Annotated in this window: 23 protein-coding genes, 4 tRNA genes and 1 pseudogene; 5 read left to right on the top strand and 23 right to left on the bottom strand. The window is 50.8% G+C overall.

Annotated elements, in window-relative coordinates; genetic code table 11:
- Positions 1 to 8 precede the first annotated feature (8 nt).
- From BL249_RS13915 to ffh, 6 genes are all read right to left on the bottom strand, one after another.
- Complete coding sequence (locus tag BL249_RS13915) at positions 9 to 1,079, bottom strand: 3-deoxy-7-phosphoheptulonate synthase (RefSeq protein ID WP_099705656.1); 1,071 nt, start codon at positions 1,077 to 1,079, stop codon at positions 9 to 11.
- 417 nt (positions 1,080 to 1,496) lie between these two features.
- On the bottom strand, positions 1,497 to 1,844 hold the full coding sequence (gene rplS, locus BL249_RS13910) for a 50S ribosomal protein L19 (RefSeq protein WP_099705655.1): 348 nt from the start codon (positions 1,842 to 1,844) through the stop codon (positions 1,497 to 1,499).
- Positions 1,845 to 1,876: 32 nt separating this feature from the next.
- Positions 1,877 to 2,662: a tRNA (guanosine(37)-N1)-methyltransferase TrmD gene (gene trmD / locus BL249_RS13905; RefSeq protein WP_099705671.1), complete on the bottom strand. Its 786-nt coding sequence runs from the start codon at positions 2,660 to 2,662 to the stop codon at positions 1,877 to 1,879.
- 32 nt (positions 2,663 to 2,694) lie between these two features.
- Positions 2,695 to 3,243 (bottom strand): ribosome maturation factor RimM, encoded by a 549-nt coding sequence (rimM, locus tag BL249_RS13900; RefSeq protein ID WP_099705654.1) that lies wholly within the window; start codon positions 3,241 to 3,243, stop codon positions 2,695 to 2,697.
- An 18-nt stretch (positions 3,244 to 3,261) separates the two neighbouring features.
- A complete protein-coding gene (rpsP, locus tag BL249_RS13895; RefSeq protein ID WP_099705653.1) occupies positions 3,262 to 3,510 on the bottom strand; it encodes a 30S ribosomal protein S16 in 249 nt (82 codons plus the stop codon).
- A gap of 143 nt (positions 3,511 to 3,653) precedes the next feature.
- Positions 3,654 to 5,015, bottom strand: coding sequence for a signal recognition particle protein (gene ffh, locus BL249_RS13890; protein WP_099705652.1), 1,362 nt, complete (start codon positions 5,013 to 5,015; stop codon positions 3,654 to 3,656).
- Between the two features lie 165 nt (positions 5,016 to 5,180).
- Here ffh and BL249_RS13885 point away from each other — a divergent pair, with 165 nt between their 5' ends.
- Complete coding sequence (locus BL249_RS13885; RefSeq protein ID WP_099705670.1) at positions 5,181 to 5,972, top strand: cytochrome C assembly family protein; 792 nt, start codon at positions 5,181 to 5,183, stop codon at positions 5,970 to 5,972.
- Between the two features lie 25 nt (positions 5,973 to 5,997).
- Complete coding sequence (locus BL249_RS13880; protein WP_099705651.1) at positions 5,998 to 7,284, top strand: HlyC/CorC family transporter; 1,287 nt, start codon at positions 5,998 to 6,000, stop codon at positions 7,282 to 7,284.
- Between the two features lie 58 nt (positions 7,285 to 7,342).
- Here the strand turns inward: BL249_RS13880 and luxS are convergent, their stop codons facing one another.
- From luxS to BL249_RS13795, 16 genes and pseudogenes are all read right to left on the bottom strand, one after another.
- Positions 7,343 to 7,858: an S-ribosylhomocysteine lyase gene (gene luxS, locus BL249_RS13875; RefSeq protein WP_099705650.1), complete on the bottom strand. Its 516-nt coding sequence runs from the start codon at positions 7,856 to 7,858 to the stop codon at positions 7,343 to 7,345.
- 152 nt (positions 7,859 to 8,010) lie between these two features.
- A complete protein-coding gene (gene gshA, locus BL249_RS13870; protein ID WP_099705669.1) occupies positions 8,011 to 9,609 on the bottom strand; it encodes a glutamate--cysteine ligase in 1,599 nt (532 codons plus the stop codon).
- Positions 9,610 to 9,786: 177 nt separating this feature from the next.
- The gene (yqaB, locus tag BL249_RS13865) at positions 9,787 to 10,353 is read right to left on the bottom strand and encodes a fructose-1-phosphate/6-phosphogluconate phosphatase (protein WP_099705668.1); all 567 of its coding nucleotides are present in this window, start codon (positions 10,351 to 10,353) and stop codon (positions 9,787 to 9,789) included.
- A 286-nt stretch (positions 10,354 to 10,639) separates the two neighbouring features.
- Positions 10,640 to 10,716, bottom strand: a tRNA-Arg gene (locus BL249_RS13860).
- 113 nt (positions 10,717 to 10,829) lie between these two features.
- Positions 10,830 to 10,906 (bottom strand) — tRNA-Arg (locus BL249_RS13855).
- A 43-nt stretch (positions 10,907 to 10,949) separates the two neighbouring features.
- Positions 10,950 to 11,026: transfer RNA gene (locus BL249_RS13850), tRNA-Arg, on the bottom strand.
- A 6-nt stretch (positions 11,027 to 11,032) separates the two neighbouring features.
- A tRNA-Ser gene (locus BL249_RS13845) sits at positions 11,033 to 11,125 on the bottom strand.
- A gap of 307 nt (positions 11,126 to 11,432) precedes the next feature.
- Positions 11,433 to 11,618 carry a carbon storage regulator CsrA gene (gene csrA, locus BL249_RS13835; protein ID WP_013574027.1) on the bottom strand — a complete coding sequence of 62 codons (186 nt, stop codon included), beginning with the start codon at positions 11,616 to 11,618 and terminating at the stop codon, positions 11,433 to 11,435.
- Positions 11,619 to 11,860: 242 nt separating this feature from the next.
- On the bottom strand, positions 11,861 to 14,488 hold the full coding sequence (gene alaS / locus BL249_RS13830; RefSeq protein ID WP_099705648.1) for an alanine--tRNA ligase: 2,628 nt from the start codon (positions 14,486 to 14,488) through the stop codon (positions 11,861 to 11,863).
- A gap of 136 nt (positions 14,489 to 14,624) precedes the next feature.
- A complete protein-coding gene (locus tag BL249_RS13825) occupies positions 14,625 to 15,134 on the bottom strand; it encodes a regulatory protein RecX (RefSeq protein ID WP_099705647.1) in 510 nt (169 codons plus the stop codon).
- A 239-nt stretch (positions 15,135 to 15,373) separates the two neighbouring features.
- Positions 15,374 to 16,441 carry a recombinase RecA gene (gene recA, locus BL249_RS13820; RefSeq protein ID WP_099705646.1) on the bottom strand — a complete coding sequence of 356 codons (1,068 nt, stop codon included), beginning with the start codon at positions 16,439 to 16,441 and terminating at the stop codon, positions 15,374 to 15,376.
- 85 nt (positions 16,442 to 16,526) lie between these two features.
- Positions 16,527 to 17,036 (bottom strand): nicotinamide-nucleotide amidase, encoded by a 510-nt coding sequence (pncC, locus tag BL249_RS13815; protein ID WP_099705667.1) that lies wholly within the window; start codon positions 17,034 to 17,036, stop codon positions 16,527 to 16,529.
- Positions 17,037 to 17,149: 113 nt separating this feature from the next.
- On the bottom strand, positions 17,150 to 17,923 hold the full coding sequence (tam, locus tag BL249_RS13810; RefSeq protein WP_099705645.1) for a trans-aconitate 2-methyltransferase: 774 nt from the start codon (positions 17,921 to 17,923) through the stop codon (positions 17,150 to 17,152).
- 36 nt (positions 17,924 to 17,959) lie between these two features.
- The gene (mltB, locus tag BL249_RS13805; RefSeq protein ID WP_099705644.1) at positions 17,960 to 19,036 is read right to left on the bottom strand and encodes a lytic murein transglycosylase B; all 1,077 of its coding nucleotides are present in this window, start codon (positions 19,034 to 19,036) and stop codon (positions 17,960 to 17,962) included.
- A 129-nt stretch (positions 19,037 to 19,165) separates the two neighbouring features.
- Positions 19,166 to 20,007, bottom strand: a pseudogene (locus BL249_RS13800) (fumarylacetoacetate hydrolase family protein).
- Between the two features lie 115 nt (positions 20,008 to 20,122).
- Entirely contained in the window at positions 20,123 to 20,461 is a 339-nt protein-coding gene (locus BL249_RS13795; RefSeq protein ID WP_099705643.1) for a zinc ribbon domain-containing protein YjdM, read from the bottom strand.
- Between the two features lie 262 nt (positions 20,462 to 20,723).
- Between BL249_RS13795 and BL249_RS13790 the strand changes: the two genes are divergently transcribed.
- The gene (locus BL249_RS13790; RefSeq protein ID WP_099705642.1) at positions 20,724 to 21,524 is read left to right on the top strand and encodes a prepilin peptidase; all 801 of its coding nucleotides are present in this window, start codon (positions 20,724 to 20,726) and stop codon (positions 21,522 to 21,524) included.
- A gap of 70 nt (positions 21,525 to 21,594) precedes the next feature.
- Here BL249_RS13790 and BL249_RS19395 read toward each other — a convergent pair whose 3' ends face one another.
- Entirely contained in the window at positions 21,595 to 23,268 is a 1,674-nt protein-coding gene (locus BL249_RS19395) for a methyl-accepting chemotaxis protein (protein ID WP_099705641.1), read from the bottom strand.
- Positions 23,269 to 23,505: 237 nt separating this feature from the next.
- Here BL249_RS19395 and BL249_RS13780 point away from each other — a divergent pair, with 237 nt between their 5' ends.
- Both BL249_RS13780 and gap read left to right on the top strand, forming a co-directional pair.
- A complete protein-coding gene (locus tag BL249_RS13780) occupies positions 23,506 to 24,486 on the top strand; it encodes a GlxA family transcriptional regulator (RefSeq protein WP_099705640.1) in 981 nt (326 codons plus the stop codon).
- A 78-nt stretch (positions 24,487 to 24,564) separates the two neighbouring features.
- Entirely contained in the window at positions 24,565 to 25,575 is a 1,011-nt protein-coding gene (gene gap, locus BL249_RS13775) for a type I glyceraldehyde-3-phosphate dehydrogenase (RefSeq protein WP_099705639.1), read from the top strand.
- The last annotated feature ends 404 nt before the right edge of the window (positions 25,576 to 25,979 follow it).

Raw genomic sequence — 25,979 nt, 5'->3', positions numbered from 1 at the left:
TATGCCTCTTATGCCAGACGTGCCGTCAGGACACCTTGTAAATCCTGGTGAATTGCTCGCAGTAGTGATTCGGTTGTCTGCCAGTTAATGCAGGCATCCGTCACCGAAACACCATATTTCATGTCACAACGTGCTTGTTCAGACGACTGATTACCTTCATTAAGATGACTTTCCAGCATCAGTCCCATAATCGAACGATTACCATCTTTGATCTGCGCGACGGCAGATTCTGCTACGCCGGGCTGACGACGATAGTCTTTATAAGAATTACCGTGACTGCAATCTATCATTAAGGCCGGACGCAATCCTGCCTGTAACATCTCTTTTTCGCACTGCGTAACCTCCTGCGGACCATAGTTAGGGGATTTCCCGCCGCGTAAAATCACATGACCGTCAGGGTTCCCCTGGGTTTGCAGCAGGCAAACCTGACCAGACTGGTTTATTCCAACAAAACGGTGCGGCATGGCGGCAGCACGCATTGCGTTAATCGCTGTTCCCAGACTGCCGTCAGTACCATTTTTAAAACCAACCGGCATTGAAAGACCGGAGGCCATTTCTCTGTGGGTTTGTGATTCTGTTGTACGCGCGCCGATGGCCGACCAGCTGAACAGATCGCCAAGGTACTGCGGGCTATTAGGATCCAGGGCTTCGGTGGCCAGCGGCAGACCCATACTGACCAGATTAAGCAGAAGCTGGCGTGCTATGTGCAAACCGGCTTCCATATCAAAAGAGTTATCCATGTAAGGATCGTTAATTAACCCTTTCCAGCCTACGGTAGTGCGGGGTTTTTCAAAATAAACGCGCATGACAATATACAGCTGATCCTGCAGCTGATCAGCGAGCGTTTTTAACTGGCGGGCATAATCAAGAGCAGCGTCTGTGTCATGAATAGAACAGGGCCCACACACGACCAGCAGACGATGATCGCGCCCGGCAATGATATCAGCAATAGTCTGGCGCGAAGCGGTGATCTGCGCTTCAAGTCCGGCACTGAGCGGAAACTTATTTTTTAGCTGCTCAGGTGTGATTAAAATTTGTTCTTCAGCAATATGGATATTATTCACTGCGTCTTTCTGCATGATTGCGGCCCTGTCATTAGGTGTTATGCCTTTACCCTTGCCCCCGATGGGATAAAGAAATGTACCACAATTGATACAATATCGGCCAGATATATGTACATAAAAATGGCCACTTTTATAGAAGCAGATAAATTATAAATTAATTTCATTAAAAATCATAATGATAATTGAGTACACAAAAAATGATGGTGTAAAATTTATTTTACAGTTATGGTTTTGCTATTTTTCGCCCGCCCCTGCGCCTGTCCAGAATCGGATCGCCTCAGCGGGCGGCTGAGGCGAAAGAGGTATCTGGCGCCGCGTAACAATGCCAGAGAATTACTGGCCTGATTGTCTGCGGTTACCGATAAAAAAAGGGGCCAGCTTAAGCTAGCCCCTTTTTGATTATTAACATTGAGATGTCGCTTACGCGCGCTCTTAGTTAAGACGCTCTTTAATACGAGCAGCCTTACCAGTACGCTCACGCAGGTAATACAATTTGGCTTTACGCACGGCACCACGGCGTTTAACGCTGATGCTGTCGATGACCGGTGAGTGCGTCTGGAATACACGCTCAACACCTTCGCCATTAGAAATTTTGCGAACAGTGAATGCAGAATGCAGACCGCGGTTACGAATTGCAATAACCACGCCCTCGAATGCCTGCAGACGTTTTTTAGAACCTTCAACAACCCATACTTTCACTTCCACGGTATCACCCGGACGGAAAGAAGGTACGTCCTGCTTCATCTGCTCTTGTTCAATTTGCTTAATAATGTTGCTCATAATTTAATCTCATATCCTGGGTAAACTGATATTCAGGTTGGATCAGGCTTCGCCTGTTCGTCCCTCTCATCGTTATGCTGTTGCTGATGTTCACGCTGGAACTGTTGCAACAACCTTGCTTGCTCTTCAGTCAGAGCCAGGTTTTCCAGAAGTTCAGGTCTTCTCAGCCAGGTTCGGCCCAGCGACTGTTTCAGGCGCCAGCGACGGATATCCGCATGGTTTCCCGACAATAATACCGGCGGTACCTCCATGCCTTCCAGCACTTCAGGGCGGGTATAATGCGGACAATCTAATAACCCCTCAGAAAAGGAATCCTCTTCTGCTGACGCTTGTTTTCCCAGGACCCCCGGAATAAACCGGGAAACCGAGTCAATTAACGTCATCGCGGGAAGTTCGCCGCCGCTGAGCACATAATCACCGACTGACCATTCTTCGTCAATTTCGGCGTGAATAATGCGCTCGTCAATACCCTCATAGCGACCACAAACCAGAATAATCTTCTGATTCGCCGCCAGTTCGCATACGCCGGACTGATCCAGCTTGCGCCCCTGAGGTGACAGGTAGATCACCTTAACACCTTCCCCTGCCGCCGCTTTCGCTGCATGAATTGCATCCCTTAAGGGTTGCACCATCATCAACATTCCCGGACCGCCGCCATATGGACGGTCGTCCACAGTACGATGCCGGTCATGCGTAAAGTCACGAGGACTCCAGCTTTGAATGCTAAGCAGGCCATTTTTTACTGCCCGGCCAGTTACCCCGTAATCCGTAATCGCGCGAAACATTTCGGGAAAAAGGCTGATAACACCAATCCACATTGTCTGCGCCGCTTTACCATTGAATCCGGAGGTCAAAAACCAGGATCCCAATCTACTTCAATAGAACCAGTAGCGAGATCGACTTTCCTGATAACCTGTTCATCAAGAAACGGAATTAACCGCTCTTTTGCACCAAACGCATCTTTGAGATTTGCCTTCACCACCAGAACGTCGTTAGAACCGGTTTCCATCAAATCAACGACCTGACCCAGTTCATAACCTTTTAGCGTCACTACCTTGCAACCAATCAGGTCTTTCCAGTAGTAATCACCCTGTTCCAGTGAGGGCAACACCGTTGCGTCAACGACAATTTCACAATTGGTCAGCAGCGCTGCTGCATCACGATCGTCAATGCCCTTGACCTTAATGATGATCTCCTGACTGTGGCGTTTCCAGCTTTCCAGCTCGACTTGCTGCCACTTACCCGCACGCTGAATGAACCAGGGCTGGTAATCAAAAATGCTTTCGGCGTCTTCGGTGGAAGAAAACACTTTGAGCCAACCACGAATGCCGAATGCGGCTCCCATTTTGCCCATTACGATGGGCTCTTCAGGAGACAAATCGGTTTGTTGCTTGCTCATTACTACCACCGTAACAGATTAAGCTGCTTTCTTTGCTTCTTTGACCAGCACGTGAACGCGGTCAGAAAGCGTAGCGCCCTGGCCAACCCAGTGCTCAATACGGTCCAGATCCAGACGCAGTGTTTCAGCCTGACCGGAAGCGATCGGGTTGAAAAAACCTACGCGCTCGATGAAACGACCGTTGCGAGCATTGCGGCTGTCAGTAACGACTACCTGATAAAACGGACGCTTTTTAGCGCCGTGACGTGCCAAACGAATTGTTACCATAACATCCTCTTCAGTTAATAAAACAACCGGGCCCCATCGAGGAACGGGGCCCGGGTGTCATATAAAAAGCCCGAAAATTTTACTCATTTTGGCGAAAAAAGCAATCTCTACGCTTTGCTTTTTCACGCCAGAACGGATTATGCTTAACGTCCGGGGAATCCCGGGGGCATCATGCCCTTCATGTTACGCATCATTTTCGCCATACCGCCTTTTTTCATTTTCTTCATCATGCGCTGCATATCATCAAACTGTTTTAGCATGCGGTTAACATCCTGCACCTGCATACCGGAACCGGTAGCAATACGGCGCTTGCGCGATCCTTTAATAATCTCCGGCTTTGCGCGCTCTTTGTTGGTCATGGAATTAATCATTGCTTCCATACGCACCAGCACTTTGTCGTCCATTTGCGACTTAACCGTATCCGGCAGCTGCCCCATACCTGGCAACTTACCCATCAGGCTGGCCATACCGCCCATATTGCGCATCTGCTTAAGCTGTTCGAGAAAATCATTCAGATCAAACCCGTCACCTTTTTTCAGCTTACTTGCCAGTTTCGCGGCTTGATCGCGATCCACTTTACTTTCGATATCTTCAATCAGCGACAGGACATCGCCCATTCCAAGAATACGTGAGGCAATGCGATCAGGATAAAAAGGTTCAAGCGCCTCGGTTTTTTCTCCAACCCCCATGAATTTGATAGGTTTGCCAGTGATATGGCGAATTGACAGCGCCGCACCACCGCGCGCATCACCATCAACCTTGGTCAGAATAACACCCGTAAGCGGCAGCGCTTCATTAAATGCCCTGGCCGTATTCGCCGCGTCCTGGCCGGTCATGGCATCAACAACAAACAGCGTTTCAACCGGATTTATAGCGTGATGAATTTGTTTGATTTCATCCATCATCGCTGCATCAACATGCAGCCGACCAGCGGTATCAACCAGCAGGATGTCGTAGAATTTCAGCCGGGCCTGCTGCAACGCATCCGTTACGATAGCAACCGGTTTCTGATTGAGGTCTGAAGGAAAGAAATCGACTTCAACCTGTTGTGCCAGCGTTTCTAACTGTTTGATTGCAGCGGGACGATAAACGTCCGCGGAAACCACCAGCACTTTCTTTTTATGCTTTTCACGCAGGAATTTACCAAGTTTACCCACGCTGGTGGTTTTACCCGCCCCTTGCAAACCCGCCATCAGCACCACTGCCGGCGGCTGAGCATTGAGGGCGAGGCTATTATTTTCGGTCCCCATCGCCGCTTCAAGCTCGTTGCGGACGATTTTGACAAACTCCTGTCCCGGGGTCAGGCTTTTATTGACCTCATGACCCACCGCGCGCTCTTTCACCCGATTAATGAACTCACGCACCACAGGTAAAGCGACATCAGCTTCAAGCAGCGCCATACGCACTTCACGCAGCGTCTCTTTAATATTTTCTTCAGTCAGACGGCCACGGCCGCTGATATTGCGCAACGTTTGCGACAATCGATCGGTTAAATTATCAAACATTGTCTCTCGCTCAGTATATGCAGAATAGGCGCTATAGCGACATAATGACGGATTATAACATGAAGGCATGGCAATCTCAGCCATCTGCATTGAGATCGTTTGGAGCCAGACGGTGCTGGCGCTATACTGTTTTTTTCGTTATCTGGCGAGTACCTGACAACTTTTATGTTCGTATTTGCGATTGTGGCGCTGTTTGCCTACTCAACCAGCCTGGCATTAATTATTCCCACGCTGTTGCGTAAAAACAGTGGCTGGCGACGACTGGCTATTATCTCAGCGATTCTGGCGCTGATTTGTCATGCAGTGGCGCTGGAACAGCGTATCTTTGCTTTTGGCAATGGTCAGAACCTTAGCCTGCTGAATATTGGCTCGCTGGTGAGCCTGTTGATTTGCGCCATCATGACTATTGTGGCATCGCGCAATCGCGGCTGGCTTTTATTGCCTATTGTCTACAGCTTTGCGCTGATAAACCTGGCTTTTGCCACCTTTGTTCCCAATGCATTTATCACCCATCTGGAAACAACCCCCGGCATGATGGTCCATATTGGCCTTGCGCTTTTTGCCTACGCTACGCTGATTATTGCTGCGCTTTATGCGTTGCAACTGGCCTGGATTGACTACCAGCTAAAAAACAAGCGTCTGGCGTTCAGCAGCGATATTCCACCGCTGATGAGTATCGAGCGTAAAATGTTCCATATCACTCAGGTCGGGGTGGTTCTGCTGACGCTGGTACTGTGCACCGGCCTGTTTTATATGCACAACCTGTTCAACCGGGAAAATGTTGATAAAGCCGTGCTCTCTATCCTCGCCTGGTTTGTCTACGTGGTATTACTATGGGGTCATTATCATGAAGGATGGCGCGGTCGCCGCGTTGTCTGGTTCAATTGCAGTGGTGCATTTCTGCTCACCATGGCTTATTTTGGCAGCCGTATGCTACAACACTTCCTGACATCCTGATGATCGACAGCATGGAATTATAGCCTTGGAACATATTTCGACGACCACACTGATTATCACGCTGGTAGTGATGGTTATTGTGTCCGCCTGGTTTGCCGGTTCGGAAACCGGCATGATGACACTGAATCGCTATAAGCTGCGTCACCGGGCAAAGAATGGTAATCGCGCCGCACGCCGCGTTGAAAAATTACTGCGCCGGCCGGACCGTCTGATAAGTCTGGTGCTGATTGGTAATAACCTGGTAAATATTCTGGCTTCTTCACTGGCCACCATTGTCGGCATGAGACTGTATGGCGATCTGGGTGTTGCTATTGCCACCGGCATTCTGACTTTTGTGGTTCTGGTATTTGCTGAAGTCTTACCTAAAACCATTGCGGCACTCTACCCCGAAAGAGTCGCCTACCCCAGCAGCTGGCTGTTGGGACCCTTACAAAAGCTGATGCTCCCGCTGGTCTGGCTGTTAAACACCATTGCCCGATGGTTAATGCGCATGGTCGGCATTAAAGCCGAAGGCGCAATCAGTGCCGCCCTCAGCAAAGACGAGCTGCGTACTATCGTCCATGAATCCCGCTCTCTGATGTCGCGGCGCAATCAGGATATGCTGCTGTCGGTGCTCGATCTTGATAAGGTCACGGTTGAAGATGTGATGGTGCCGCGCAGCGAAATTGTCGGCATTAATATTAATGATGAGTGGAAATCAATACTTCGCCAGCTGACTCATTCACCTCACGGCCGTATCGTGCTTTACCGTGACAGCCTGGATGACACTATCAGCATGCTGCGCGTCCGTGAAGCCTGGCGTATGATGACGGAAAAAAAAGAATTCACCAAAGAGTTAATGCTGCGTGCCGCCGATGAAATTTATTATGTCCCTGACGGCACCGCGTTAAGCGTCCAGCTGGTGAAGTTTCAGCGAAATAAAGAGAAAGTCGGCCTGGTGGTTGATGAATACGGTGATATTAAAGGGCTGGTCACCATCGAAGATATTCTGGAAGAAATTGTCGGTGATTTTACCACCTCAATGTCACCGACGCTGGCTGAAGAGGTGATGCCACAAAACGATGGCTCAGTATTAATTGAAGGTGGCGCTAACATCCGCGAACTGAATAAAGCGTTTAACTGGACGCTGCCGGAGAATGAAGCCCGTACCGTTAACGGTATGCTGCTGGAAGCGCTGGAAGAGATCCCGCAGGCAGGTACCACAGTCCAGGTAAAAAATTACGCCATTAATATCCTCGACGTACAGGATAACATGGTCAGACAGGTGCGTATTACGCCACAAAAACCCCTGCAGCAATCCGTTGGCTCCTGAAAACGCACGGCAAACAAAAAGGACTCCGCAGAGTCCTTTTTAACGTGTGTGCGAAAAACTAAATATGCAGCTCTTTCAGTTTTTCCTTTGGCAGCGCCAGCTCTTCGTTATGGTTCACGCCGACGTCATGACTGAGAATATGGTTTGCAATATCCTTTGCCTCATCGAGTGAGTGCATTTTATAGGTGCCGCACTGAAACTCGTTCAGCTCCGGAATCTTATTCTGGTCCGTCACTTTAAGCACGTCGGCCATTGCGGCTTTCCACGCGCTGGCAACCTGCTGCTCATCCGGCGTACCTATCAGGCTCATATAGAAACCGGTACGGCAACCCATCGGAGAGATATCAATGATTTCAACACCGTTACCGTTAAGGTGATTGCGCATGAAACCAGCAAACAAATGTTCCAGCGTGTGAATACCGCGTTCTGGCAAAACTTCTTTATTGGGCTTGCAAAAACGCAGATCAAAAACGGTAATGGTGTCGCCATGAGGCGTTTTCATGGTCTTTGCGACACGCACAGCGGGTGCGGCCATGATGGTATGGTCAACGGTAAAACTGTCCAGCAATGGCATGTGATCACCTCAGCTAAAAATTATTTACGGGACGGTGAACTTTTCTCATCACCGTCGGTCTGACTCTATGAAAGACGCGCATTTGTTATCATCATCTCATCCCTGTCAACAGAGATGTTAGTTTGGCCACGATTTCGTGGCCTTTTCTTTTTTTACTTTCTGCTTTTCAGATAGTCTTCAAAACTCAGTGTATCACTGGCTTCCATTTCTTTCTGCTTCATGCGCGAATTTGTCGCTTGCTGACTGAACATATCCGGGGTAAGAATTTCCAGCGCCTCTTCCGTCAGCATATGGCGATATTGCTCTGCCAGCGCCAGCCCGGTACCAACAATCCCGTTATCTTTCATTGCATGCAGAATGCGCGCGGAATAAGTCAGTTGCGGATCGTCAAAACTGGCAACCAGCACATCACACACCTGCTGATAAACATCGTTGCCCTGCTGGCTGTCGAGAATCCGGGCTATCGCGCGGAAATCGTCGAACAACGCCTTACCCATTGCCGCAAGCGGGCGCTGATTATCGTCACAGCCGATGCTCATCAACAAGCCCGGCTTGCGCCCTTCAAGGATAACCCGGTTCCAGTTTTTACGGCTGCAAAGCAATTCTTCCTTGCTCATATCTGGCGCATCGGCCAGCGCACACCAGATTAAAAACAGGTCAAGAAAACGCACCTGACTGGCATCAATCCCAATCGGTGAAAAGGGATTGATGTCCAGCGAGCGGACTTCAATATACTCAATGCCAGCGCGGGTTAGCGCATCAGAAGGCGCTTCACCCGAGCGGGTGACGCGTTTCGGTCGTACCGGCGCATAAAGCTCATTTTCAATCTGCAAAACGTTATCATTAAGCTGCAACCAGTTGCCCTGTTTATCCTTCACCCCAATGGCGGCAAACTCTTCTGAAGGTGTCTGAATGGCACGCTTCAGTCCCTCGACATAACCCTGCAGATTATTAAAAGTTATATTGAGATTATTCTGTGATTTATTGGTATAGCCTAAATCGCTCAGGCGCAGTGAGGTTGCATATGGCAGATAGAGCATCCCCTTGTGTTTCTCAAACGGCAGGGTACTGGCTTTGCCTTGTAAAAAAGACGGGCATATCGCCGGTGAAGCGCCGAACAGATAGGGAATTACCCAGCCAAAGCGATAGTAATTACGAATAACCCGTAAATAACCGGCAGAAATGGCCTCTTTGCCGCTGTCAGCATCTTTAACGTCGGCCCATGCCTGCCAGAAACGGACTGGCAAAGAAAAATTGTAATGTACGCCGGAAATAATCTGCATTAGCGCACCATAGCGATGCTGTAATCCGGAACGGTAAAGGGTTTTCATCCGGCCAAGGTTAGAACGACCATACTGAGCCAGTTCAATGTGCTGTCCCTGTTCAATCAGGCAGGGCATACTTAATGGCCACATGCGTTCTTCGCCCAGTTCACGGGCAACATGGCGATGGATATCCCGTAAAAAAGTCAGTAAATGCTCAACGTCACCGTCAACCGGGGTAATAAACTCCAGCAGCGTCTCGGCAAAATCTGTCGTAATCCAGTCATGTGTCAGCGCGGCGCCCAGGTTTTCAGGGTGCCCGGTTACAGCAAGATGCCCATCGGCCTGCACACGTAAAGTTTCACGTTCAATACCCCGGCCAATGCCCTTCAATGCTTCCGGGTGTGCTTTCAGCCAGGAAAGCGCCTGTGATACGTCCGGGATCAACGCGACCTCCTGCTCAGTGACTAAGTTATTTTTATTACGCATAATGTTAACTGCAGCATCAGAGTTTAGCGAATCCATGCAATTGTCCTACGCTCTCATCTCATTCCTGCGGCCATGATTGCCGGCATTATTTCGTTGCCGGTTCCCACTGCCGGCTGGCACAGCGAAAATAGCCACAGCCCGCAATATATTCAGGTCGCCCTGTTGTAATACACAGGGTTACATCAGACGCACATCCACAACGTCCATGCCAGCCGCGTGCGCCGCCTGGACGCCGAAATCGGCATCTTCAAAGACGATGCAACGATCTGCGGCCACGCCCATCAGCCGGGCACAACGTAAAAAGGTATCCGGTTCAGGTTTATGTTTTGTCACGTCATCCGCACCGACAATAACATCGAAGTAATCATGTAACCCCAGTCGATGTAGCAAAGCGTCAGCCATCGCATGCTCGCTACCGGTACCTACCGCCATAGGACGACGACCCTTATAGCGCTTAACCACCTCCACCAGAGGTAAAGGTTGTACCGTTTCCAGCAGCATGCTTTTAACTATATCGGTTTTCTCACGTGCCAGCAGGTGAGGATCCTGTGCCAGGTTATGCCAGGAGAGAATCGCTTGGGCAACACGCCAGCTGGGGGAACCGTTTAAACCAGCCGTCGCCTGTTCATCAAAACGGATACCGTAACGTGCCAGCACAACCTGCCATGCTTTACGGTGAGCTGGCTCCGTGTCAAGGAGGGTGCCGTCCATATCAAATATCAGGCCTGCGTAGTGATCATACATCATACTCTGCCCATCGCTTAAACGAGTGCATACTTTAACTTACTTAGCCGGTATTGTCGCCGTTGCTATGGATCAGCAAATGCCTTATACAGCAAGTGGGAATTGACCTGTCTGTTCAACAGCGCTGCCTGCATAAATAAATGCAAACGTCAGCCTGAACGGGATGGATAAAATAAAGCAGGAATTTACCGTAAAATTATCGGAAAGGCGGACAGAACTGTCTGATTTTTTGCAGGATATTGATGTTAGCGGCAAGCGGTCTATAGGCTAACCGGCAAGTATTCAGTGGCGCATCCGGGAGGATTCGAACCTCCGACCGCTCGGTTCGTAGCCGAGTACTCTATCCAGCTGAGCTACGGATGCATTATAACATTGATAACAACAGCATCAGTTACTGAGAAAGTATCCTGAGGGTGTCTTCAGGCAGATGATAGTGAGCCGCGCAGTGATTCGCAAAGACGGTACCTGGCAAAATATGGCGCATCCGGGAGGATTCGAACCTCCGACCGCTCGGTTCGTAGCCGAGTACTCTATCCAGCTGAGCTACGGATGCACAACGTTTTGACTTTTTGCAGGGTATGCTTACTGCCAGAGAGTGGCGCATCCGGGAGGATTCGAACCTCCGACCGCTCGGTTCGTAGCCGAGTACTCTATCCAGCTGAGCTACGGATGCATCAAATGGCGGTGAGGGAGGGATTCGAACCCTCGATGCAGCTTTTGACCGCATACTCCCTTAGCAGGGGAGCGCCTTCAGCCTCTCGGCCACCTCACCACACTTACTCTGAAACGTTTCGCTTCAGAACCAGAAAGCGTTCATCGGCGTTGCGTGGCGCACATATTACTTTCCCGGACTTATAAGTCAAACATTTTTTCCCCCGCCAGGTTTGATTGCACAAAAGCCACGCAATCAGAATATTTTCCCGGCAAAAACAGAGAAGAATCAACATAAAACTCACCGAAGACAGCAGGTTTATCCGCCGCGTGTGCGGAAAAAAAAGAGGTGACACCGGCAGGGAAAAAAGCAGAAATGAATAATAATAAAGCAGCGCCTCGCATCAACTTGCGAGGCGCAGAATAGGTTAGTAACTCGTTTGCTGACTCTTCTCAGCCTGAATACGCTGATAGATCTCTTCGCGGTGAACAGACACTTCTTTCGGCGCATTGACCCCAATGCGCACCTGGTTACCTTTAACGCCCAGGACCGTTACAGTCACCTCATCGCCAATCATGAGGGTTTCACCAACTCGACGAGTTAGAATAAGCATTCTTTGCTCCTTGAAAGATTAATAGAGTCGGGTTTACCGTCTCCCGGCATTATCCATCAAATAACGCTTAATGTAGCTTATGACAAATACACCAAAAGTGCATCCTCTCACTAATACATTCTGCTGATACATAGTTTAGCCGAAATACGCAACAACCACCTGACTTTGTTTACGGGCACATAACGGGCAACAGGCTGTAGTAAGCGCCCTGTTACGTCCCCCCAGTACGTTTTTTTATAGTGTTACATTTTTGCTTTAACCCAGGATTCAACGCTGGCAAGAGCCCCTGCCAGTGCCTGAACGTCGTTGCCTCCGGCCTGTGCCATATCGGGCCGCCCGCCACCTTTACCCCCCACCTTCTGAGCTAATTCGGAAATCAGCTCACCGGCTTTAATTTGTCCGGTTAAATCCCTGGTCACACCGGCAATCAGTGACACTTTACCTTCCGACACGGTCGCCAGCACAACGACCGCGGACTTCAACTGATTTTTCAGATCATCAACCATGGTACGCAACATTTTCGGCTCGGTACCGTCCAGCTGAGTCACTAACAATTTAATGCCATTAAGATCAATTGCTTTACTGCTCAGTGACGCGCTTTCATGCGCAGCCTGCTGATCTTTCAACTGCTGTAATTCTTTTTCCAGCGAACGAGCATGCTCAATCACCGCCCTGACCTTATCAGTCAGGTTGCTGTTATTCGCTTTTAACAGCTGAGCCACATCCTGTAGCTGATCGCTTTGCGAATGAACCTGCTTCATCGCCCCTTCGCCGGTTACCGCTTCAATACGTCGTACCCCGGCCGCCGTACCCTGTTCACTGAGAATACGGAACAGACCAATATCACCGGTCCGGCTGGCATGGGTTCCGCCGCAAAGCTCGGTGGAAAAATCACCCATGCTCAGTACCCGCACGCGCTCGTCATATTTCTCGCCAAACAGTGCCATTGCACCCTGCGCTTTAGCATCTTCAAGCGCCATAATATGGGTTGTCACCGCATGGTTAAGGCGGATATGTTCGTTAACCATATCTTCCACCCGGCGGATTTCTTCCGGTTTCATCGCTTCGAAATGAGAAAAATCAAAACGCAAATATTTGTCGTTTACCAGCGAGCCTTTTTGCGCCACATGATCTCCCAGCACGCGCCGTAAAGCCGCATGCAGTAAATGCGTCGCCGAATGATTAAGACGAATACGCCCACGACGCGCTGCATCAACCTGCGCATTCACGCGATCGCCAATCTTCAGATGGCCACTGGTCAGCGTGCCAATATGGCCCGATGCCTGAGCATATTTCTGCGTATCAGTGACGGTAAAACGGGCATTGCCAGCCTGCAGAACGCCGCTATCACCAACCTGTCCGCCAGATTCGCCATAAAATGGCGTCTGGTCAAGGATAATTACACCCTGCTGGCCAGCGGCGATCTGCTGGGTTGCCTGCCCGTCAACAAAGATAGCCTTCACGCAGGCATCAGCCTCAAGCTGTTCATAGCCATTAAAACGGGTGGATTCATCAATCCGGATCACACTGCTGTAATCGGTGGAGAAACCGCTGGCTTCACGGGCGCGCTGACGCTGCTGCGCCATAGCGCGCTCAAACCCTTGTTCATCAATTTTCAGATCACGCTCACGGCATACATCAGCGGTCAAATCCACCGGGAAACCAAAGGTATCATACAAGCGGAAAACCGTTTCACCATCCAGGGTGTCCCCTTCCAGCTTTGTCAGTTCTTCATCCAGCAGCGCCAGACCACGCTCCAGGGTTTTTGCAAACTGCTCTTCTTCGCTGCGCAGCACTTGCTCAACCTGCGCTTGCTGACGTCTGAGGTCATCACCGGCGCTGTCCATCACATCGATTAGCGGCGCAACCAGCTTCCAGAAAAATGTGCCTTTTGCCCCCAGCATATTACCGTGACGTACCGCGCGGCGAATAATACGCCGCAATACGTAACCGCGGTTCTCATTTGATGGGATAACACCATCGGCAACCAGAAACGCACATGATCGGATATGGTCGGCAACCACACGCAGCGATTTATTGGCTAAATCGGTTGTTCCGGTCACCTCAGCAACGGCCTTAATTAACTTGCTGAACAGATCAATTTCATAGTTAGAGTTAACGTGCTGTAAAACGGCAGAAATACGCTCAAGCCCCATACCGGTATCAACGGAAGGCTTAGGTAACGGCTGCATAGTGCCGTCGGCCTGGCGATTAAACTGCATAAACACGATGTTCCAGATTTCGATATAACGATCGCCATCTTCTTCCGGACTACCGGGAGGGCCACCCCAGATGTGGTCGCCATGATCGTAGAAAATCTCTGAACAAGGGCCACAAGGACCGGTATCGCCCATCTGCCAGAAGTTATCTGATGCATAAGCGGCGCCTTTATTATCGCCAATACGAATAATGCGCTCCGCGGACACGCCAATCTCATTCGCCCAGATATCATACGCTTCATCGTCGGTCTCATAGACCGTCACCCATAGCCGTTCTTTGGGCAGATTGAACCATTGTGGCGCGGTCAGCAGCTCCCAGGCAAAGGCAATCGCTTCCTGCTTAAAATAATCACCAAAGCTAAAATTACCCAGCATTTCAAAGAAGGTATGATGACGTGCGGTATAGCCTACATTTTCCAGATCGTTATGCTTGCCGCCGGCCCGAACACAGCGTTGCGAAGTGGTGGCGCGTGAATAAGCGCGTTTATCCTGGCCAAGAAAAACGTCTTTAAACTGGTTCATCCCTGCGTTGGTAAAAAGCAGAGTGGGATCGTTATGGGGAACCAGGGAGCTGCTCGCTACCACCTGATGGCCTTTGCCATGAAAAAAGTCGAGAAACGCCTGACGAATCTCCGCAGTGCTCTTGCTCATAGATATCCTGAAATCACGCTAATATCGTGTTCGTGGGCCATTTTGTACCAGAATTGGACTACCCGCACCGCCAGCACGAACAAAAAGTGGTGAATAAGATAAATTTTCTTCCGTGGGAAGTAAAATTTCTTCATGGTCAATTATCAAAATTTCTAAAAATCTCCTGGATATCGTCCATCAGAAAGCCTCTTGTCAGCAGATATCGCTGAACTCTGGCCTTTTCCTTCCACGCTTGCGGCAAGGGCTGCCCAAAACGCCGACCGGCCAGTTCTGCCGCCAGGCTTATCCAGTCAATTCCACAGGCAGCCAGCATCTCATCAATGAGCTGGCGGTCAATACCTTTTTGCTGTAATTCAACACGAATACGTTGCGGACCGTATCCCTTGTGGCTCCGACTGGTGACAAAGCGTTCGGCAAAGCGCCGGTCATTGAGAAAATCATGCTGATGGCACCAGGCAATCACCTGTTCAATTTCTTCATCAGTCGGCCCCTGTTCACTATCCTGCCGGCCATTGAACTGCGTGCGCTGTCCAGCCATGACCATTTTTCGCCGCAGTTCGGCTTCACTATGATCGCGCATTGCCAGCACCCGCATTGCTCTTTCCGTTAAGCGGCCTAATCGCCTTTTGACATCATTTTCGGTCATGATCACTTTCTGCCGTTGATATAAGGCCAGGCAATACCTTTCGTTTTTTCAGCATAACGTTTCTGCCAGGAAATTAACAAAGTTCTGGCGGGTTGCTGGATTATGCCGCACGTTACTGGGTGAAGGACACCTGGCAGGATGTGAGGGGTAAAAAGAAAAACGGGTAAGGATGGCCCTTACCCGCGGTTTATATCACTGACGATCGGCGGTCAACATAAACTACGCCCGCAGTCAGCAGATCAAAAATCTTCCTGCGTCTCCCCTGCGGTATTCTCTTCATAATCTTCCGCAGCAAAATCCGCTTTATGATTCTGATTATTCAGCAACAGTTCACGCAATCTTGTTTCAATATCCGCGGCAATAGCCGGATTCTCTTTCAGGAAATTGATAGCGTTTGCTTTACCCTGACCAATCTTGTCACCGTTGTAGCTATACCAGGCACCGGCTTTTTCAATAAATTTATGCTTAACGCCCAGGTCAACCACTTCTCCCAGCACGTTGATGCCTTCGCCGTACATGATCTGGAACTCAGCTTGTTTGAAAGGTGCGGCAACCTTATTTTTAACGACTTTAACGCGGGTTTCGCTACCCACGACCTCATCGCCCTCTTTGATGGCGCCAATACGGCGGATATCGAGACGTACTGAAGCATAAAATTTCAGTGCATTACCACCGGTGGTCGTTTCCGGGTTACCAAACATAACGCCAATCTTCATACGGATCTGGTTGATGAAGATAAGCAGCGTATTAGACTGCTTAAGATTCCCCGCCAGCTTGCGCATTGCCTGGCTCATCATACGGGCGGCCAGTCCCATATGCGAGTCGCCAATTTCCCCTTCAATTTCGGCTTTCGGCGTCAGCGCCGCCACTGAGTCAACAATGATAACGTCAACCGCACCGGAGCGCGCCAGCGCATCACAAATTTCCAGAGCCTGCTCGCCGGTATCCGGCTGAGAGCACAGCAGATTATCAATATCCACGCCCAGCTTTTTAGCGTAAACCGGGTCCAGTGCGTGCTCCGCATCAATAAACGCACAGGTTTTTCCTTTGCGCTGTGCAGCGGCAATAACCTGCAGTGTCAGAGTGGTTTTACCGGATGATTCAGGGCCATAAATTTCAACAATACGCCCCATTGGCAAACCGCCAGCGCCCAGCGCGATATCCAGAGACAATGAGCCGGTTGAAATGGTCTCAACATCCATAGAGCGATCTTCACCCAGACGCATGATGGAGCCTTTACCAAACTGTTTTTCAATCTGGCCCAGCGCCGCCGCCAGGGCTTTTTGTTTGTTTTCATCAATAGCCATTTCAACTCCTAATCATGCAGGGTAAAGCGCACATCACGTGGCTTTGCGTCTGTAAAACTAAACTGACAGTGATTATACTGTATAGTCATACAGTATCAAGCTTATTTTCGAGAAATCGTTTATGCAGCGTTTCCAACGCCCAGGCCGTTGCCAGCAGGCGTACCTGCAGACGATCGCCGGCAAAACACTGACACCATGCTTCGCTTTGTCCGTGGCGGCTGGCAAAACCAAACCAGACGGTGCCCACCGGTTTTTGTCGGGTACCGCCATCCGGTCCGGCGATGCCACTGACCGAGATCGCATAGCTGGCATCAGACACACGTAAGGCGCCCTGAGCCATTTCGAGCACCACGGCTTCACTGACGGCACCATGGGCCGTAAGCGTAGCTGGCTGCACGCCAAGCAGCTTACTTTTTGCCGCATTGCTGTAGGTAACAAAGCCATACTCAAACCAGGCCGAACTGCCTGGAATATCAGTCAGAACCCGGGCAATGCCGCCACCGGTACAGGATTCTGCGGTCGTCAGGCTGGCGCGCTGCTGACGAAGCCGATTTCCTATTTCGGCACTGAGTTTGCGCAGTTGCTGGTCGGTCATTTCCTTCTCCAGGTTTACGGTCATCTGGCAAAAGCGTAACACGCTTTTGCCAGGAAAATAGCGTTCGCTGGCCAGTTTTGCGAGGCCCATCGACGCCCGGCGCTGAACGTCACTCAGCGCCGTTGTGCCACGATAAATAACCGGGGAAACGCTAATAAACAACTGCCATCGTGACGCGCAGGGTAGGCAACACGCAGCCGCGTCAGATAACTGTCCAGAAAACGCACTTGCTGTCCGCCAGACAGCGTAACAAGAAAAGGCCGTAACCCTGTGGCTTTCAGCCAGTCAATTATCGCTGACGGGGAGGGCATCAGGTGATAATAGGTGGTATGCCAGAGGTCAACCTGACAACCGCTGGCAGACAATAAATCGTAATAGTCAGCAGCACAAAGTAAACGCTTTCGCTCACTGGCGGCCGGGGAGATAAGCGCGCGCCACTCGGCTAATCCTGCAACTTCACGCATCAGGCGATGGCTGGGTTCGTCGAGATTATCCGGCATCTGCACGGCCAGCACCCCTGCCGGGGGCAGCTGATTTACCAGTGCCGGCAACAGCTTGTGGTGATCGGCAACCCATTGCAAAGAGGCATTAGCAAAAATCAGGTTCTGTGGCTGAGGTGCCTGCCAACCACTGATATCAGCCTGAGTGAACCGGCACTGTGGCAGACGAGCCTTTGCCTGGTCAAGCATGGCAGGAGAAGTATCAACACCGGTAACCGTTGCCTGTGTCCAGGTATTGCATAACAGTTCGGTGCTGTTACCCGGCCCGCAGCCGAGGTCACTAATAAAAGCAGCGTCACTCAGGCAAACACGGGCTAACAATTCTTCTGCCGGGCGGGTGCGTTCGGCTTCAAAGCGCCGGTATAGCTGCGGGTCCCAGTCTTTCATTATTTTCCCCTGTCAAACAGGCAAGCTGGCTCGCGATCAGCCGGCGTTGCGCGCAGCGCGAACTGCCAGTCCGAGTTGCCATACCGCCATGGCATAATGGGTATTGTGATTATAACGGGTAATAACATAGAAATTGGGCAGACCAAACCAGTACTGATAATAATCCCCCATATCCAGCTTAATCAGACTCACCTGCTTAACATCACCTAATGAACCTTGCGGCGTCAGGCCTGCAGCAATCAGAGATGCCGGCAGATAACGTGTATTAAAACCGCTGACAAGTCGCGGCACCTGACCCGATGCGGCGATGGCCACCGCACCACCCGGCTGCCAGCCATGGGCGCTAAAATAGTGAGCCACGCTGCCAATAGCATCAATCGGGTCCCACAAATTCACATGGCCATCATGATTAAAATCAACCGCATATTGTTGATAGGAGGACGGCATAAACTGACCGTATCCCATGGCACCGGCGAAAGAACCACGCAGATCGAGCACGTTATCCCCTTCTTTTCGCGCCATCAGCAGAAAGGTTTCCAGCTCGCTGGCAAAATATTTACCGCGTCGGGGGTAATCGAACGCCAGCGTAGCCAGCGCATCAACAATACGGGTTTTTCCCATGACCCTACCCCAGCGGGTTTCAACGCCGATAATACCGACAATAATCTCTGGCGGCACGCCATAAGTCTGCCAGGCGCGGTCAAGTGCCTCCTGATACTGATTCCAGAACTGCACGCCATTTTGCACATTGTCCGGCGTGATAAACTTTTTACGGTAGCGTAGCCACGCACCGTTTGGTCCAGGAGGCCCCTGATAAGAAGGCGCCTGACGCTCCATATAATCCAGCACCCAGTCCAGACGTCTGGTGGCTGACAGCGTACCTTCCAGCTGAACGCGATCAAAAACGTGTTCATTAACCATTTTAGTGACAAAGGCTTGCGCCGCAGAGTTTCCGGCAAAGTCACCGCTAAGTAGCGAAACACCATTATCCTGAACAGACCCTGTGCCCCCGCTAAAAGGATTACCGTGATCCGGAGAGGTAACCTGTTGCGGCGCACTGCTGCAGGCTGCAAGCAGTAAGGTAATCAGGAGCGGGGTAAGCAACGAGCGCATCAAATGTCCCTGTGCAGGCAAGAAAAACTGGCCAACATAGTAAAACACCAGAATGGTTAAAGGAAAGCCGGCTATGTTGAACTTTACAACCCGGCGCGGGCTGGCAACCCATCATAGCCAGGCCCTGAACTATGCCTGAATAACACGCTGTCGCTGTTCACCCAGCCCTTCAATACCCAGATGCATCTGCTGTCCGGCACGCAGAAACACCGGAGGCTTCATGCCCAGCACCACTCCCGGCGGGTGCCGGTGGAAATGACATCACCCGGCTGCAGACTCATAAAATGACTCAGATAGCTAACAATGTGCTGTACGCTAAAAATCATCGTACGGGTATTACCATGCTGATAACGCTGGCCATCGACGTCCAGCCACAAGGTAAGATTCTGCGGGTCAGCAATTTCATCCGCAGTAACCAGCCAGGGTCCCATCGGGCCAAAGGTATCGCAACCTTTACCTTTATCCCAGGTGCCGCCTCGCTCGCTCTGAAACTCCCGTTCTGAAATGTCATTAATCACACAATACCCTGCCACATGCTGCATGGCATTTTCCAGCGGGATATAGCTGCCCCCTAGCCCGATGACTACGCCAAGTTCAACCTCCCAGTCCGTTTTCAGTGAACCTCGCGGTAAGATGACATCATCATTGGGGCCAATGATAGCACTGGTCCATTTAGCAAATACGACCGGTTCGGCAGGCATCTGCGCACCGGTTTCCGCAGCATGATCGGCATAATTAAGACCGATACAAATAAATTTACCCGGACGGGCAACGCAGGGGCCAGTACGTGGGTTACCTTCAACTTTCGGCAAATCGTTGAGATTCAGCTGCCCTAATAAAGCCAGTGAAGCGGGCTGCAGGGTTTCACCATTAATATCAGCAACCACCGAGGAGAGATCGCGAATCTGCCCCTCATCATCCAGAATGCCGGGTTTTTCTTTGCCGGCCAGGCCATAACGCAGCAGCTTCATTTTCTCTCCGGGTGGTTATCAGGCGGGTAAAATAAAACGATGGCTATTCAAGCCCCGTTACCTACTATAACCGGTAGTGAAAAAAAGCACAGTGACCTGACGGTGTTAAATCGCCTTAGCTGCTTTTCTTAACAAATTCAGATTTCAGTTTCATCGGGCCAAAGCCGTCAATTTTACAGTCGATATTATGATCGCCTTCCACCAGCCGTATCCCTTTCACCCGGGTACCTATTTTCAGTACCGATGAACTGCCTTTCACTTTGAGATCCTTAATCACCGTCACGCTGTCGCCGTCAGCCAGTAAATTGCCATTGGCATCACGCACTTCAGGCGTGTCATCGCTGGCGATATCAACAGGCGACCAGACGTGCCCGCATTCAGGGCAATTAAGCTGTTCGCCATCCTGCCAGGCATAGGGAGAGACACATTTGGGACAGGGTGGTAATTCTGACATAACTTAGTTCCTCAATAACCTTATGAAAATCAGGGACGGCAGTGTAGCGGATTTTTCACCAGGTGATAATCGCTGGTATGAATTATTCCCTTCAGGCCAGCAGCCTGCCGCAAAAACAACGTTTCATCGCAGGCAAGACCTGTTTTCAGTTAAAGCCCGGCACGGCTTCCACAATGCGTTGAAAATCGCGTGCAACGCCCACTTGCACTGGGATTGAAGATCGGCTTCTGGCAGGCTGAGAAATCATTTTCCTCCCGGAGTTATGATGGAACATAACCTGATAACCTGGCTGTTGCTTAGCGTAACAGGGTTAAGTGCCGGCAGTTTTTTTAACGTTGTTATTTATCGTCTGCCACAAAGAATGCTGTCTGCGACAACACCACTCAGCCTGACGTCACCACGCTCCCACTGTCCCCATTGTAAAAATGCGCTGACGCCAGCAGAGCTAATTCCTGTGTTCAGCTGGCTGGCGCTGCGAGGACGCTGTCGTCACTGTCACGCCCGCATCAGCTGGCGTTATCCGGCAGTGGAATTAGTAAGCTGGCTAATCGCCATACTGGCAGGCTGGTTATATCAACCAGAGCTGATACCGATGCTGCCTGCACTGTTTTTTAGCTGGACGCTACTGGTTCTCAGCATGATTGACTTCGGCCATCAGCTACTACCAGATATTTTAACGCTGCCGCTGCTCTGGGGCGGCCTGCTAAATGCCGCGCTAACCTCTGCATCACCATCGGCAAAAGAGGCGATTATCGGAGCAATAGCAGGCTATCTGCTGTTTCGTCTGCTGGCCGGGTTGTGGTTTTTATGGCGTCAGGAAATCGCCTTAGGTGGTGGGGATAGTAAACTACTGGCGGCGCTGGGCGCCTGGCTGGGATGGCAACATCTCCCGGCGATACTGTTAATCGCCAGCAGCAGTGCCCTGCTTTGGCTGCTGGTAATCGTAGCGCTAACCGGGCAAAAACCACAGCGTATAGCGCTGGGGCCATGGCTTGCGCTGGCGGGAATAGCGTTATTCAGCATGCAGCAGTATCATCCTTTTTGCCATGCCGCTACAGGGTGACCAGGTCAGTTCCTGTGAAATCGATACGGTGCCAGCTGGCTAAGATTAGCCGCTGGCACCCTCTTTCACCTCAGAATGCTTCCCAGTGTTGCGTTGCAGGCCCCTGAGCAATTAACGGTGTCGTCGAAGTTGTCAGGCCAGGGGTCATCTCCTGCATAGTGGCGGTGCGATTTAAATCGGCCGCGGCAATATGGAAGACTGACACCGCCTGCCTCAACTGAGCGGCCTGGATTTCCAGCGTCGATGCCGCGCCGGCAGACTCTTCGACCAGCGCGGCATTTTGCTGTGTAACGCTATCCATCTGGGAAACCGCAAGACTTATCTGTTCGATTCCGCGCCGCTGTTCATCGGAAGCCGTGGCAATCTCCTCCATAATGCTGGTCACCCGGTTAACTGCCACCACAATTTCTTCCATCGCATGGCCCGCGTCACTGACCTGTTTCGATCCCGAATCCACACGGCTGGCGGATTTATCAATCAGCGCTTTAATTTCTTTCGCGGCCGTCGCGCTCCTGCCGGCCAGCGACCGGACTTCTCCCGCCACTACGGCAAATCCGCGCCCTTGCTCGCCGGCACGCGCGGCTTCTACCGCCGCATTGAGCGCCAGAATATTAGTCTGGAAAGCAATTTCGTCGATGACCGCCGTAATCCGGGAAATCTGCTGCGAGCTATCGGATATTTCCTGCATGGTGGCAACAACGCCGCTGACCACTGTACCGCCCTTTTCTGCGGTGGTTGAAGCTATATGGGCAAGATCGGCCGCCTGCCGGGCGTTATCACTATTAAATTTCACCGCTGCCGACAGCTGCTCCATACTGGCTGCCGTTTGTTCCAGCGAGGCGGCCTGTTCTTCGGTGCGGGAAGAGAGATCGTTACCGCCGGCAGAAATCTCGCTTGCCTCGCTATAAATGGCATCAGCACTCTCACGTACCGCCCCCACGGTGGTGATTAAAGCACGCTGCATTGCGCTTAACCTATTCAGCAGATGTCCCATTTCACTGCGGCCACCATCTTCAATAGGTGAAGTAAGATCGCCCTGAGTAATGGCGTTAATATGTGTAGTAATAAGCCGCAGGGGTACGAAAAGGATCTGCCGGATACCGCTGTAGATGGTCACAACAAGTATAACCAGCACCACCGCAATAGTTGCCAGCAACAATTTCATCTGGCTATAGTTTTTGTGGTTTTGCTGAGAAGCGAGTTTTTGTAGCTGATAGTTCTTTTCCCGCCAGGCGTTCCAGCAAGCGATCAGATCGTCCTGCGCTTCCTGTGCCCCAAGATTGGTATAAACGGAATAATGACCTTCACGCAGGAAGGCGACGGAATTTTTCAGCACATCATACAGTGCCTGATAAGTCTGCCTGAGCTTCCCTTCTGCTGCCGCATCATGCTGGTTATCATTGACGTATGCCTGCCAGGCCTGAAAATCGTGCGCTGACTGTGCAAGAGAAACACTGGCTTTTTGCAGTAAATCATTAAAATCAGCCTGAGATGCTGAGTCGGGATTGTTTTGATTCTCCAGAAAATGCACCGCTACCCGGGTAATCGCAACGCGGCTAATAATCAGCGAATGAACGCTGTCATTCAGCAACAATTGTTGCCGGCTAAGCTGTTCATTATTAATAAAATTAACCCTATCACTGTTAACGGCAGTATAATAAAGTCCCGCAATGGACAACCACAGCACGCCGGAGATAACCAGGATGACGGTTATCCCGGTAACAATTTTAGTGTTTTTAAACATACTCACGTCCAGTTGAGTCAATTTCAGCGCGTTATCGGCAATTTCAGTCCATTCTTTAGCAAATATTTGACTGGATTCCCGATCTCCTTCAGCTAAATATACTGATAGTTTACTGACAGTTATTTGCCATTGTGGCTACACAGACACAACCTGTATCGTTCTCCCTGATTCAGCAATAGCACCGTCACGATCTTCTCTGCCATTGACTTATTTACAATAAAACGTACATTTCAGGACATGAAAACGATACTCATTATTGTGCCGGATGGCGGAATGTTGTTTGAATCGGCCGGTATTGCTGACATTCTGATGCAGGCAAACCGGCTGCATAACGCTGAGCGAAACCAGCCACGCTATCAGGTCAGTCTGGCCAGCAGTCAACCCCATCGGGTGATTCAGGGACAGTCAGGTCTTAATCTGCTCGCCGACTATCGCCTGGCCGATCTCGATCCCGGCGAAGCGCGCGATACGATTATCATTACCGGGCGCGGCGATAACGAGCAGGAAGAGCGTGCTGTAGTCGACTGGATTCGTCTGGCTGCACCCTATACCCGCCGCCTGGTTTCCGTTTGCGGTGGCGCTATGCTGTTAGCGCAGACCGGTCTGCTCAATGGCCTGCATGCTACCACTCACTGGCGGCTACTGGACACCCTGCAAACCCGTTATCCCGAGGTCGAAGTACAAAGTGGCCCGCTGTATATTCAGGACGGTTCTGTCTGGACATCCGGGGGGGTCAGCAGCGGTTTTGATCTCACTCTGGCTCTGGTCGAAGAGGATTACGGATATAGCCTTGCCCGTGATGTGGCACAGGATCTGGTGATGTATCTGCGCCGCCCAGGCGGGCAGATGCAATTTAGCCGTTTTCAGCTGCATCAGACCACCAGTAACCGCGTTATTAACGCATTACTTCACTGGCTGGCAGACAATCTGAGCAGCGATCTGAGCGTGGAAAAACTGGCACAGCAAGTAGCTATGAGTCCGCGCAATTTTACCCGGGTTTTTACTCGCGAAACCGGATTGCCGCCGGCTCGTTACGTCGCCGAAACCCGCCTTGCTGCCGCCAGATACCAGCTGGAACAGTCCAGTGAAACAATAGAAAAAATTGCCGTAATCACTGGTTTCGGTAACAGTATTAATCTACGACGTATCTTTGAAAAACAGCTGCACCTGACCCCCGGAGAATACCGCCAGCGCTTTCATTGTCGCCAAATGGCTTAAAGTGATCCTTATTTGTCATTTACGCCAAATCGCTGACAACATACAGTGGTGCCATATTCAGCCTCACAGGAGACGGTTATGGTAACGGTAGGCATTAATGGGTTTGGCCGGATTGGCCGCAATGTATTGCGTGCGGCGCTGGTCAACCCGTCGATAAAAGTTGTCGCAATCAATGATCTGACAGACAGTCACACACTGGCACATTTGCTGAAATATGATTCCATCCTTGGCCCTCTGCCGATACCGGTGGAAGCGACTGAAGGCGCATTGCGGGTTGATGGGCAAATCATACGTATTTTTAGTGAAAGAAATCCGCAAAATATTCCCTGGTACAGCGTGGGAGCTGACATTGTTATCGAAGCAACCGGGTTATTTACCGACCGAGAACAAGCCGCGCTGCATATCACCCATGGCCGGGCTAAACGCGTGATTATTTCTGCACCTGGTAAAAACGAAGATCTGATGGTGGTAATGGGAGTGAACCATCAGCACTACGATCCACAACAACATCAGGTTGTCAGCAACGGTAGCTGTACCACCAACGGTCTGGCCCCTGCCGCACTGGTTTTACATCAGCATTTTGGTATTCGTCATGGTCTGATGAATACGACACACGCCTATACCAATAGCCAGGCACTGCATGATCAGCCAGAGAAAGATTTACGCGGCGCCCGGGCTGCTGCCCTGTCAATTGTGCCCTATTCCAGCGGAGCAGCCAAAGCGCTGGGTAAAGTTATCCCGTCGCTGGCAGGACGTTTGACCGGCTATTCACTGCGGGTACCTGTCCCGGTGGTTTCTATTGTCGATTTAACCGTTACCCTCGAAAGTGAGGTTAGCGTCGGGCAAGTGAATGACGCATTCCGTGAAGCCGCCGCCAGCGGAGCGTTAAAAGGAATACTGGGGTACAGCGATGAACCTTTAGTTTCCAGCGATTATCAGGGCGATCCCCGTTCATCTATTATCGATGGACTGTCAACGCTGGTTATTGGCGGAAATATGGTCAAAATTCTCGCCTGGTATGACAATGAATGGGGCTTTTCCAACCGACTGCTTGACCTTGCGCAGCTGATGGCACAAAAAGGACTATAAGTTCTCAGCACCCGCTCGCGGCAGGCCGCACCGGTCCCAGCACATCGGACCGGTGTCGCCGTACCACGCTGACAACCTGACCGCATTATGATGCTGCACATCCGTGATTAATAAGGTCGCCCGCAGCAGCATGCAATCAGTATGGCTTATCTCCTCAGTAGCATTTTACCGCCAGTAACTCGCCATAATAGTCAACCATTAACAACCATCAAAGCAATCCAAGACAATTCGGCGCCGCCTGCTGTTTTCCTGCAATAAAGACTCCGTTATCATGCGCGTTACCTGTTGAAAAAATACTATGTCATTTTTGCTGCTGGTCAGCCTCACTTGCCGGCGCCTACCCGCGACAATGGGCGTTTTAACCTGCGGTTACTTACCAGAGTGGATGACATGCGACGACATAA

The organism is Erwinia sp. OLFS4 (assembly GCF_002752165.1).
Classification (GTDB): domain Bacteria; phylum Pseudomonadota; class Gammaproteobacteria; order Enterobacterales; family Enterobacteriaceae; genus Izhakiella.
This window is presented reverse-complemented; position numbering and strand designations above follow the sequence as displayed.